We start from the raw sequence: 12,549 nt of genomic DNA, 5'->3' as shown, positions 1-12,549 counted from the left end.
ACATTAAGTTCGACAAGGTTAAATACAAATTATACACTTCAGATCTCTTTCAATCTAACTAATTAAGATACGCTATGTCATTACTCACTAAACTTCGTTGTGCATTCACCTTGGGGCAAGGTGTTTTAATCGAGAACAAAGCATTAACCACTACTGACGACCCTATTGCTTTTTTTAAAGCGTGGTTAAAAGAAGCAGAAACAACGGGTATTGTATTGCCTGAGTCAATGTCTGTTTCAACTTGTACTAGCGAAGGCCGCCCTTCATCTCGAATGGTGCTATTAAAAGAGGTAGATCAACTGGGTTTTGTGTTTTTTACTAACTACGGCAGTAGAAAAGCTGGCGAATTAGAACAAAATCCCTTTGCTGCGCTGTTATTTCATTGGAATATTTTACAACGTCAAGTGCGAATAGAAGGTCGAATTGAACGTGTTAGTCATCAAGAGTCTGAAGACTACTTTCATTCTCGCGGTCGTGGTAGTCAAATAGGGGCATGGGCTTCAAAACAAAGCCAGGAACTTAATGAACGCCAAACATTAGTTGATACCGTTAAATATTACGAAGAAAAGTTTAAGGGGGAACCCGTGCCGTTACCTGAGTTTTGGGGAGGTTACCGAGTAATTCCAGAATCAATAGAGTTTTGGCAAGGTAAAGCAGACCGTTTACATGATCGTTTTGTATATAAAAACGAAGAGGGTAAATGGGTTATTACTCGACTTAACCCTTAAACTTTACCCGTTAACTTGTATTCCTTAAGCCTCAAACCTTAACCTAGGACAATTCATTCTTAGATAGGTTTGCTAGTCATGTTGCTTTGCTTGCAATCATTATTGTAAGCAAAGCAACAATACGAACCGATATTGCTATTCTTCATTCCAATACAACACTAAGGTCGCACCACTGATTGAACTGCCATAATTGACTGAAAGTCCAATACCTATATTATCCAAAAATGGAATTTTATCTTGGGTATCTATAACCCAACCGATAGTTGTTTCATAATAGTAACCGTTATCTGCCATTGACTCTAAGTCACCCATCAAATCAATTCGCTTAAAGTCGACGGTGATAAAGTCATTAACACCCCATAATTCTGGGACGTTAACCGTAAACTCAACACCGTTGGTAATTCGCCATCCTTCAGGATTGATGCTACTTGGTTTATCAATTGAACCAGACAAACCATGACCATAAATATAATTGATTTGATTATGTGCTCGCCATTTTCCCCATTGCTCATCTCTTTCATACCCAATGCCTACTTCCGGCTCAGCAATTAAAGCCAAGGTAGTAACATTAAACGCGATATTATCCAATTCTGCTTTTGTTTCTTCTGGAAAGCCATCACCGTAAGAATAAGAGTTTTTATAATAACTGAGGTGTGCACCTAAGGCGGAAGTGACATACCATTGATTAGTAATATGGTAAAACTGAGAATAATTACCGTAAATACCATAGGTATTTTGCTTTAATTTATCACTGACATCACTAAATAACTGGCTATCTCGTTTAGAAGCGATGTAAAAAGCACGTACTGTTATAGCATGGTCCCAAGCTTTACTTTTAGGCTCTAAGTCCCAAGTATAAGGGATCACAAACACATCCAAGCTATTTTTAAGGTTAGTGCTTTTTTCATTGCCAAAGCCTGGATCTTCAACTTCTAAATCTACATTTGCAAATCCAAAAGTCAGAGCCTCGCTGTCGGACATCAACGTTGCAATTGCCAACGCTTGCTCTATTGAACGCACTGCAACACCTAAGGACTCACCATAAACAGGCGTCGTTAAGGTCGAAGTTAAGGCCGATGTTAAAATTAATTGTGAAATAATTTTTAAATAACGATGATAATACAAGACTACAACCACCCATGCTGTTCAAACATTAATGCTAACTTATCCAATTCTTTATCAACATGTGTTTTCCAACTAATGCCATTTTGTGCTGCACCCAGCTGCTGCATAAACCAATTATAAAAGGCGGCATTATCAAATAATCCATGTAAATAAGAGCTATAAATATTACCCTGTTGCCAGCCAATATTATCACTGATAAAGGGAGTGACTGCATCATTTAATAGGTGGCTTTCACCATGATGAATTTCATATGCTTCTATACTTTGCCCCAACCAATCTATATTTCTCTGCTGCGTTGCTTTATTTGGCGCGAGAGTGGTTGTTAGTCCAATTAAGCCAAGTGCACTTTTATCACCATCCTCTAATTGTAAAGGGTCTTTGATTTCATGCCCTAATATTTGTAAACCACCACAAATTCCAAGTACTAGTTTTCCACTTTCAGCAAATGTCTTAATAGTCTTGTCTAACCCTGTTTGTTGTAAAAAATGCAGGCTTTTACCGCTGTTTTTACTACCGGGTAAAATCACAGCATCAAAAACAGATAAATCTTGATTTAACTGCACTGGGACTAAGTTAATATCATCTTGATAAATTAAAGCATCGAATTCATCCATATTGGATGCGTAGGGATAATATATCAGTGCAACATTAATTGCGCCCTGTTGCCAAGTTGTGCCTAACCTAAAACTATCTTCTTCTGGTAATTGATGGCGGTGATAAGGCAAGTTTGCAACGGTAGGAATACCGGTTTTTTCTTCTAACCAGTCCATTGCGTTACCTAACAACTCGGGGTCTCCTCGAAACTTATTCAGTACAAATCCTTTGATCAGTTTTTGTTCTTCTTCAGCTAAACATGCCCAGGTACCTAATAAATGAGCAAAAGATCCGCCTCGGTCAATATCAGAGACAAGATAGACATCCGCTTGGCAAGCTAATGCAACACTCATATTCACGATATCGCCTTCGCGTAAGTTTATTTCTGCGGGGCTTCCAGCACCTTCAATAACAACTTGTTGGTATTGTGCTTGTAACAACTCAAGTGACTGTATTACTTTTGGCCATAATAGTTTTTTTCTTGCCATCCACGGCATATTGGAGATTTCAGTATCGACCTTGCCATTCACAATGACCTGGCTAAATGTATCGGCACTTGGTTTTAATAGAATAGGATTCATTAATACTGAAGGTTTCGCTTTTGCAGCCAATGCTTGTAGGTATTGCGCTCGCCCTATTTCTAATCCATCTTCAGTAATAGCAGCATTGTTGCTCATATTTTGTGCTTTAAAAGGCGCAACACTGACACCTCTATTAGCTAATAATCGGCAAATAGCCGTGACAATCAGCGATTTTCCAGCATCACTGGTACACCCTAAAATCATGATCGGTTTATGTGGTACAGTCATTTCACTCACTTGCAAATAGTCTCGTCAATTAAGGGTAAAGGTCACAAACGACTCGGTCGATTATCTAAAACCAAGTACATAATTGCTTGGGCTTAAGTTTAAAAGACAAAAAAAAGCACTGTCTAAACAGTGCTTTTAATAACCGTTAATACGTCATTAACCACGACGAGCGATAACAGCCTCAGATAATTGTGCTAATAATGTTTCAGTAGCATCCCAACCAATACATGCATCAGTAATACTTTGACCGTAAGTAGGTGCAACACCTTCACATAGATCTTGACGGCCTTCTACTAAATGGCTTTCAACCATAACACCTGAAATTGCCCGGTCACCCGCTGCAATTTGGCCACAAACATCAGTACAAACTTTCATTTGATTTTCGAATTTTTTCTCTGAGTTTGCATGACTGAAGTCAATCATTAATGTTTCAGTTAATCCTGATTTTTTAAGATCTTTTTTGATAGCTGCAACGTCTTCTGCGCTATAGTTAGGCGCTTTACCACCACGTAAAATAATGTGACAGTCAGGGTTACCTGCTGTTTCAACAATCGCACTATGACCAAATTTATTAACAGATAAGAAGTGGTGAGAAGCATTAGCTGCACCAATCGCATCAACGGCCACTTTAATAGTACCGTCAGTACCATTTTTAAAACCAACTGGGCAAGATAAACCAGAAGCTAATTCACGGTGAACCTGTGACTCTGTAGTACGTGCTCCGATTGCACCCCATGTCATTAAATCAGCGACATATTGCGGCGTGATCATATCTAAAAATTCAGTCGCAGCAGGTAGGCCCATTGCATTAATATCTAATAAAAGTTTACGACTTTTACGTAAGCCTTTATTAATATTAAAAGTACCATTTATTTCAGGATCATTGATCAAACCTTTCCATCCAACAGTCGTACGTGGTTTTTCAAAATAAACACGCATGACTACTTCTAAAGAATCTTTATATTTTTCACGTAAAGGCATTAATTTTGCTGCGTAATCAAGTGCTGCTTCTGTATCGTGAATTGAACATGGTCCGATGATCACTAATAAACGGTCATCTTGGTTACTTAAAATTTTGCTAATTGCTTTACGTGAATCAGAAACCGTATGGCTGATTGCAGATGTAGCTGGAAATTTCTCTAAAAGTGCAATAGGGGGTAATAGTTCTTTAATTGCAGTTATATTCACGTCATCTGTTTTGATCATAATTTTTCCTGAGGCACATCGTTGTGCTTATAGTTAGTATTTAATATATTTTTATTAATTATACCCGTTACATTTTTACCTTACGGATATAAGTATCTTTTATGCATTTTACTTTTTTGCATTGCACCTTTTACATGGTGCTTTTTGACTAATACCATCAATAAACAAGCAACGATGTTGATTAAAATCATCAACTTTCATAGGAATAAATAAACAAGCAAGCTACTAACATTTTTATAAATGGCATAATCAGTAAAAAATTAATTTTTTATGATTGTTCCTCTTGTAATGGGTTAACAGCAGTCCCCCATCAAAAGCTATAAAATATAACCTTAAAACTCGCTTACTTTTCCCTGTGTTACTTGCTCCACATGATTAATGGAATTGGTCTTTTTTCGTTATATTTATGGCATTTTAAACGTATTAATCCATTAGGGGACTATACGGTTCAATCACCACTGTTTCACCTACGCTGATATTGCCACGGTCTTGCTCAAGCACAATAAAGCAATTTGACTGACTCATTGAGCTAAACACACCAGAGCCTTGATTACCGGTTGTATTGACAACTAATTGGCCTTGTTCGTTGACAGAATAGTTCCCGCGTTGAAAATCAGTTCTTCCTGGTGCTTTAGACAATGCATCGGTACAGATTGCATTGAAGCGAATAGCGGGTTTAACAACTTCACCACTCATTTTTGCCATTGCTGGCACTGCTAATTGGTATAGAGTCACGATAGCGGAAACAGGATTTCCTGGCAACCCAAAAAAGACACTGTTTTTCAACTTACCAAAGGCAAATGGTTTTCCAGGCTTAATAGCCAGTTTCCAAAAGCCAATTTCACCAATTTCATTGAGTACTTCTTTAATGAAATCAGCTTCACCAACAGACACACCACCGCTAGTGATCACAACATCAGCTTGTTGATCTGCACTAACCATTGCCTGCTTAATAGTTTCATAATCATCTTTGATAATACCAAAATCAATTATTTCAACATTTAAACGTGATAATAAAGCCATGATGCTATAACGATTAGTGTCGTATATCTGCCCTTGTTGTAAAGGTTCACCTAAACTTGTTAATTCGTCACCCGAGGATAAAACCGCTATTTTTAATTGACGGTATACTGCGACGTTTGGAATACCTAATGAAGCAAGTAATGGAATGTCACGGGGTGTTAATTTATGCCCCTGTTGCAATACCGCTTGCCCAATACTTAAATCTTCACCAGCAAAACGCACATTGTTGTATTGTTTAGGAGCGTGGTTAAAGGTAATTTTCGTACCTTCTGCCACAGTACGCTCTTGCATTACCACACAATCTAAATCGTCAGGCACAACGGCGCCGGTCATTATTCTAATACAACTGCCTTTAGGAATATTTCCGTCAAAAGGTGCGCCCGCAAAGGATTTACCTATTTGCGTTAAATGCACAGGATTACCCGCATCACAGTTTTTTAAATCGCTAGCATGAAGTGCATATCCATCCATTGCTGAATTATTAAATGAAGGGACATTTTTTTCTGAAATTATATTTTCACTTAGCGTAAAACCTAGCGCCTTAGGCAAAGGTAAAACGATTTGTTCACAAACGTTAGAGAGGGACGATTGCATCTTTTGTAGTGCATCAGAGAGCGGCATTAAGCCTTTTACATCACAACAACTCATATTTGGTTACTCTTTTAATTAGTTAAATAGCAGTATTATTATTGTGTCTTTTTCTACTATAGCGTGCAATTGAACAACTGAAATAAATGCCTTTTAGATCAATTAAACTGAATATAAAACGTTAAGTGTCTATTTTTCATTCAGTTAATTACAGGATAAACAGGCTAACAAATCTCCCCCGATAATACCCTTGACCTTTAGCTTAAACATAAGCTTTACTGGCTTAAATCTAGGCTCTTAACACTAAAACCTTAATTATTCCTCTGGAAACTTGAGCAAGGCATTTTTATGCCTTTTAAGTTTTCAAAACAACTATCGATAGCCGTTGAGATAAAATCCTCAATAAATGCCAAGGATTGTTGTTCTTCTCGTACTGCTGCATATAAGGTTTTCCAGACGCCCTCTTTTCCTAAACGGCGGGCAACTACATAATCTTTTTGTAAATACTCAAATAGTGCCCAGTCAGGTAAACCGGCAACACCTCTGCCACTTGCTACTAGTTGTAACATCATCAACGTCATATCTGCATGGCGAATATTGGCTGGAGACACGCCTTCAAGCATTAAAAAACCATTAAAAATATCTAATCGTTCTTTTTCAACAGGATAAGTAATCAATGTTTCTTCGCTCAGGTCTTCAGCATCGATGTAGGTCTTGTTTGCTAAGCGATGGTGGCGACTTAACGCCAACATACATTGATAACTAAATAATGGAATATAAGTGATCCCGGGAATTTGTTGTGGATCTGAGGTTACCACCAAGTCTAAATTACCTCGTTTTAATGCTGGTAATGGTAAAAAGCTAAAACCACTGGAAAAGTCTAATTCTACCTCTGGCCAACTGTCCCTGAATTTATCAATGGCAGGCATCAACCATTGAAAGCAGGAATGACATTCTATTGCCATGTGCAAACGTCCTGCATCACCGGAAGCAAAACGCGACAGATCCCGTTCTGCTTGACGAATTTGAGGCAATACTTGGTCTGCAAGTTCCAATATACGGAGTCCAGAAATAGTAAAACGGATCGGCCGAGACTTACGAATAAATAATGAACAATCAAGGCGTTGCTCTAATTCTTTTAGTTGATGTGATAGCGCTGACTGAGTTAAATGCAATTGTTTTGCTGCTTCTACTAAGCTCCCTGCTTTACTTAATACTGATAATGTTTTTAAGTGTTTAAATTCAATCATATTTTGTCCTACTAAAAGCAAACAGGCAGAAATTCTATTTTAAGAATTAATTATATTAAAGCTTTTTTGTTATTAATTGAATTAAATTCACTATTAGTTGTATTTAGCCCTACATATTTTTCATTTCATCTTCACTAACGCAATGAGATAAGGTACTTTAACTCACTATCAAAAGCATTATGGAAATTAGGGTTTAAGGGGTTTAAATGTATTCAATTGTTCGTTCAAACAAACTAGATAACGTCTGTTATGACATTCGTGGACCAGTATTAAAGCAAGCGATGAAATTAGAAGATGAAGGCCAACGCATTCTTAAATTGAACATAGGTAATCCCGCCCAATTTGGTTTTGAAGCCCCAGAAGAAGTATTAATGGACGTGATCAAAAACTTACCAAATAGCCAAGGTTATTGTGATAGTAAAGGTCTCTTTTCTGCACGTAAAGCGGTAATGCAACACTACCAAGCAAAAGGTTTATTATCTTTAGATACCAACGATATCTATATTGGTAATGGTGTCAGTGAGTTAATCGTAATGGCGATGCAGAGTTTGCTTAATAATGGTGATGAAATATTAGTGCCTGCACCAGATTATCCATTATGGACTGCTGCGGCTAATCTATCAGGCGGTAAAGCTGTTCATTATATTTGTGATGAAGAGTCTGACTGGTTTCCAGATATTGACGATATTAAATCAAAAATCACCTCTCGCACTAAAGGTATTGTGCTAATTAATCCTAACAATCCAACCGGTGCTGTTTATAGTAAAGAGCTATTAGAGCAAATAGTTGAATTAGCACGCCAACACAACTTAATTGTTTTTTCCGATGAGATTTATTCAAAAATCGTTTATGACGATGCAGTTCATATTCCGCTTGCAACCTTAGCCGATGATATTTTGATTGTGACCTTTGATGGTTTGTCTAAAGCCTATCGCGTGTGTGGGTTTCGAGTCGGTTGGATGATGATCAGCGGTGCTAAAAAACAAGCGCGTGATTATATTTCGGGCATAGAGATTTTAGCCAGTATGCGTTTATGTGCCAACGTACCGATGCAACACGCGATACAGACTTCACTGGGCGGCTACCAAAGTATTAATGAGTTAACAGTGCCGGGTGGGCGCTTATACGATCAAACACAAACGGCTTGGAAATTATTAAATGATATTCCGGGTATTAGCTGCACTAAACCCAATGGTGCGTTATATCTTTTTCCTAAGTTAGATCAAAAGCGTTTTAATATTAAAGATGACCAACGCTTTGCTATGGATTTATTAGTTGAAGAAAAAATACTCATTGTGCAAGGTACTGGCTTTAATTGGCATAAACCCGATCATTTCCGTATCGTTTGTCTGCCTCGCGTTGATGAAATGGCTATCGCGATCAAAAAAATAGGCAATTTCTTAGAAGGTTATAGCCAATAAGATTAAAGCTGTTACAGGTTAATTTTTCCTAAAATAAAAGTGTCTTTTTGCACAACATTAGATAATCAATGTTGTTTGAAAAGATGCTGCTCCATATTCAAATAGTTAATATGTAGTAGCAGTATTTGGTAACATTATCATTTGGTAACATTATCATTTGGCAACATTACGTATTAACAGTATTTCATTGCGATATAAAGTAGACAGAGACAATACGTAAGTACTCAATAATTTAACAAAAACCTTCTGTTCACTAACTTTTATCACTTCATTCCCTTTGAGTTAAAAGATGTTTAAAAAAATAATTTTCACTGCTTTGGCAATCTGTGCTTTTTTATTACTATTTATTGATGTGGGTAGCTTATTTTCTCAACGATTAATTGAAGCATTATGGCCCATTGGACATCTTAGTGTTTTTTGTTTTTGGAGTTTTTTACTACTACAATACCACCCGTCAATCAGATCACTTCCCCTGCTTAAACAATGCTTCACACTGACACTCTTATGTTTTGCTTTTGGATTGAGCATTGAAATAATACAACCGTATTTTTCACGTGAAATGGAGGTACAAGACCTATTTCTCAATTACATGGGAGTATTATTAAGCTTAATTTTATTTAGTAAACACCCTATCCATTGGCTATTTAAAGTCGCCTACTTGCTGTTAATAGGTTTAGTTCTGCACCGTTCTGCTTTATTGATTTATGATGAAGCAAAAGCACAAATCGATTTTCCTGCTTTAGCCTCATTTGACCAAGAGATCGAACTGACTCGCTGGAAAGCAGATCAACCATTAATGATTAAAAAGCCAATGATACAAACAGGCTCAAGCAGTATGATGCAAATCACTTTTGTGCCGCGGCAGTATAGCGGAGTGGCGCTACGTTATTTTCCCGGTGATTGGCAGGATTACAACAAGATAACTATGCGCTTTTATAATCCTAACCCAAACGCGTTACCTGTAACCTTAATTATCATTGATCAACACTATGAAAAAGGGCACCCAAATTACCGTGACCGTTACGATCAACATTTAACAATTGCCCCAGGTTATAGTGAACAAAGTATTTTGCTTACTACTATTCAAGCTGGTGTTGAATTGAGAGAAATGGATTTAAGTAAGATAGCTGGTGTGGATTTTTATATGTATAAGTTGAAAAGCCCAATCCATTTATATTTAGATTCAATGTATTTGCAATAAATTTAATCACTATAATGGAATTTATAATAGGATATGTAGTGGCGACGTAAAGTACTAGATGTAATGTACACTATGTAGTCGGCTATATAATAGGCAACATGTTTGTTAACGCAATGAGCATTTTAGCTCAATGAGTATAAGTGACTAAGATTGCTGATGCACAAATTAGTCACTCATTTAAAGCAAGAAAATGATTATAATGGACCGTAAATTTTATCCGTTAGGCGCACATGCACAGTTATCTCTTCTCGATCATGGTATAAATGCTTAGCTTGTAATTCATAGTTAAAACCAGCTTGATCAATCATATCAGTTAAGATTTTTAAATCGTCAGTAGCTTCTTGGTAACGTTGTTTCATGGGTAGCTTGAGATTAAAAATCGCCTCTTTACACCAACCATCAATCAACCATTGCGCCATTAATTTTGCTACACGTTTAGGCTTCTCAATCATGTCGCACACTAACCAGTGAATGTTTTTACGTTCTGGTTCAAATTTAAAACCATCTTCCATGTAGTGGGTCACCTGGCCAGTTTCCATTAAGCTATCGGCCATAGCCCCATTATCAACACAGCTAACGAACATACCACGTCTTACTAATTGATAAGTCCAACCACCGGGACATGCACCTAAGTCGACTGCACGTAAACCAGAATGAGCACGTAAAGCTTGTTCTTCTTTAGTCAAGAAAGTTTGAAACGCTTCATCCAACTTCAATGTAGATCGACTTGGAGCTTCATTGGGGAATCTTAAACGAGTGATCCCCATATGTTCTTCGCTGCGATTATTGGGTAAAGAGTAACCCACATAGGCAGTTTCATAATCCATAAAGCAAACGTGCGTACGTCGTTTTTTAAGGTTTTCTTTATTGGTCAGATTATTATGTTTTTTTAATGCTTGTCTAAAAGGCACAGTAAATTTACGACAAAAAGTAAGCAGAGGTTTTGTTTCATCACCTTCAGGGCATTCAACATAAACATCGCCGGCCATAGGTAATTGGCGAGTGATCGCTAAAATAGGCGTAATACGGTCTTCAGCAGGCAACTCATCTACTAATGCAACTGCCACAATCATCTGACGTGCAAAAATTAATTGCGCAAAGTTTAATTGCTCGGCTAATACTTCAACTTGTGATGGGTCATAGCAGTGATATAAAACAAAGCCACTGTTTTTCAGCGTTTTAATATAGCCAAAGACTTCAAGTTCACTGGCTTTAGCTTGAATTTCGTTGGCACAATCGTTTTCAAAACCTGGACGACAATATAATAAAATACCTAACATAGAACCTCTAACATAGAACCCTTGGTTTATTGTTCATAAATAAACCTTTATTTTTGTTTAAAAATCATAGAAATAATAATGGCTAGCCAGCCAAAAATCAGTAATAAACCACCGACAGGTGTGATTAACACCAGCAGCTTTGAACCTAAAAATACCAAGTAATACAAGCTTCCACTGAAGCACAAAGTGCCTAGCGTAAAGCAATACTGACTTATTGTGAGTAAACGTTTAGAACCTACCGGCAATGCAAACACACTACCTAACACCGCAATCAATAATAATATGATGGCATGGAATAACTGATATTGCGCAGCAAGTTGTACTTGTGACACTTGAGCAGGTGTTGCCCATAGCGCTAAACCATGGCTAGCATATGCTCCAAACATAACCGCCGTTGCACCCAAGAAGGCTGCAACGGCGATAAAAGTACGAGATTGTTGAGTTAATAACACAAGTGTTCTTATTCAGTGACTATTGGTGCTAAACTTTTTGCTAAATCATCCATTTGTTTCATTTGTGTTAGAAATGGCACTAGTTTATCTAGTGGTAGTGCACAAGGGCCATCACACTTAGCATTACTTGGATCAGGGTGAGACTCAAGGAATAGACCAGCAATCCCCTGTGACATACCCGCTAAACCTAATTGTACCACTTGGCTTCTACGGCCATCGGCACTATCACTGCGAGCACCTGGTTTTTGGAGAGAATGGGTAACATCAAAGATAACCGGATAACCGGTTTCTTTCATGGTGCTAAAACCTAACATATCGACCACTAGGTTATTATAACCAAAGCAACTACCACGTTCACAAAGAATGATTTTGTCATTACCAGCTTCTTTAAATTTAGTAATAATATGCTGCATTTCATGTGGCGCTAAGAACTGTGCTTTTTTTACATTAATCACCGCATTTGTTTCTGCCATTGCTTGTACAAGGTCAGTTTGGCGACTTAAAAAAGCAGGTAATTGAATAACATCAACGACCTCAGCTACCGACTTAGCTTGATAAGGTTCGTGCACATCAGTAATAATTGGCACATTAAACGTAGATTTAATCTCTTCAAAAATACGTAAACCTTCTTCTAAACCAGGACCACGATAACTGTTGATCGATGAGCGATTTGCTTTATCAAAAGAGGCTTTAAAAACATAAGGGATATTCAATTTACTAGTTGCTTCCACATAGGTTTCAACCATTTTCATCGCTAAATCACGAGACTCTAAAACATTCATTCCACCAAATAATACAAAAGGAAGGTCATTTGCAACGTCTATATTGCCTACTTTAATAATTTTCTGAGTCATTTTTTCTCTCTTGTTAGT

At 37.4% G+C, this 12,549-nt stretch carries 11 protein-coding genes; 3 read left to right on the top strand and 8 right to left on the bottom strand.

Going from position 1 to position 12,549, the window contains the following annotated elements:
• Positions 1 to 74 precede the first annotated feature (74 nt).
• On the top strand, positions 75 to 728 hold the full coding sequence (pdxH, locus tag MT390_RS06185) for a pyridoxamine 5'-phosphate oxidase (protein WP_499440170.1): 654 nt from the start codon (positions 75 to 77) through the stop codon (positions 726 to 728).
• Positions 729 to 863: 135 nt separating this feature from the next.
• Here the strand turns inward: pdxH and MT390_RS06180 are convergent, their stop codons facing one another.
• The 5 genes from MT390_RS06180 to MT390_RS06160 all read right to left on the bottom strand — a co-directional run bounded on the left by MT390_RS06180 (position 864) and on the right by MT390_RS06160 (position 7,323).
• Complete coding sequence (locus MT390_RS06180) at positions 864 to 1,853, bottom strand: Solitary outer membrane autotransporter beta-barrel domain (protein WP_499440169.1); 990 nt, start codon at positions 1,851 to 1,853, stop codon at positions 864 to 866.
• Between the two features lie 2 nt (positions 1,854 to 1,855).
• Positions 1,856 to 3,256: a cobyric acid synthase gene (locus MT390_RS06175; RefSeq protein ID WP_499440167.1), complete on the bottom strand. Its 1,401-nt coding sequence runs from the start codon at positions 3,254 to 3,256 to the stop codon at positions 1,856 to 1,858.
• A 156-nt stretch (positions 3,257 to 3,412) separates the two neighbouring features.
• Positions 3,413 to 4,462, bottom strand: coding sequence for a 3-deoxy-7-phosphoheptulonate synthase AroG (gene aroG, locus MT390_RS06170; protein ID WP_499440165.1), 1,050 nt, complete (start codon positions 4,460 to 4,462; stop codon positions 3,413 to 3,415).
• Positions 4,463 to 4,885: 423 nt separating this feature from the next.
• Positions 4,886 to 6,133: a molybdopterin molybdotransferase MoeA gene (gene moeA, locus MT390_RS06165; protein WP_499440163.1), complete on the bottom strand. Its 1,248-nt coding sequence runs from the start codon at positions 6,131 to 6,133 to the stop codon at positions 4,886 to 4,888.
• A gap of 251 nt (positions 6,134 to 6,384) precedes the next feature.
• Complete coding sequence (locus MT390_RS06160) at positions 6,385 to 7,323, bottom strand: LysR family transcriptional regulator (protein ID WP_499440161.1); 939 nt, start codon at positions 7,321 to 7,323, stop codon at positions 6,385 to 6,387.
• A 206-nt stretch (positions 7,324 to 7,529) separates the two neighbouring features.
• Here MT390_RS06160 and MT390_RS06155 point away from each other — a divergent pair, with 206 nt between their 5' ends.
• Positions 7,530 to 8,744, top strand: coding sequence for a pyridoxal phosphate-dependent aminotransferase (locus MT390_RS06155; protein WP_299663202.1), 1,215 nt, complete (start codon positions 7,530 to 7,532; stop codon positions 8,742 to 8,744).
• A 289-nt stretch (positions 8,745 to 9,033) separates the two neighbouring features.
• Positions 9,034 to 9,945 carry a VanZ family protein gene (locus MT390_RS06150; RefSeq protein ID WP_499440160.1) on the top strand — a complete coding sequence of 304 codons (912 nt, stop codon included), beginning with the start codon at positions 9,034 to 9,036 and terminating at the stop codon, positions 9,943 to 9,945.
• Positions 9,946 to 10,139: 194 nt separating this feature from the next.
• Here MT390_RS06150 and rlmM read toward each other — a convergent pair whose 3' ends face one another.
• From rlmM to kdsA, 3 genes are read right to left on the bottom strand one after another with little or no spacing between them, the layout of a single operon-like run.
• On the bottom strand, positions 10,140 to 11,225 hold the full coding sequence (gene rlmM / locus MT390_RS06145; RefSeq protein WP_166369138.1) for a 23S rRNA (cytidine(2498)-2'-O)-methyltransferase RlmM: 1,086 nt from the start codon (positions 11,223 to 11,225) through the stop codon (positions 10,140 to 10,142).
• Between the two features lie 47 nt (positions 11,226 to 11,272).
• Positions 11,273 to 11,677 (bottom strand): DUF423 domain-containing protein, encoded by a 405-nt coding sequence (locus tag MT390_RS06140; protein WP_499440159.1) that lies wholly within the window; start codon positions 11,675 to 11,677, stop codon positions 11,273 to 11,275.
• Positions 11,678 to 11,685: 8 nt separating this feature from the next.
• Positions 11,686 to 12,531, bottom strand: a complete 846-nt coding sequence (kdsA, locus tag MT390_RS06135; RefSeq protein WP_166369137.1) for a 3-deoxy-8-phosphooctulonate synthase — start codon at positions 12,529 to 12,531, stop codon at positions 11,686 to 11,688.
• Between the last annotated feature and the right edge of the window lie 18 nt (positions 12,532 to 12,549).

The sequence above is a fragment of the Vibrio sp. 2-Bac 85 genome (genome assembly GCF_037546705.1).
In the GTDB taxonomy this organism is placed as follows: domain Bacteria; phylum Pseudomonadota; class Gammaproteobacteria; order Enterobacterales; family Psychromonadaceae; genus Psychromonas.
Note: the sequence above shows the minus strand (reverse complement) of the source record. Positions and strands in the feature narration are given on the sequence as shown.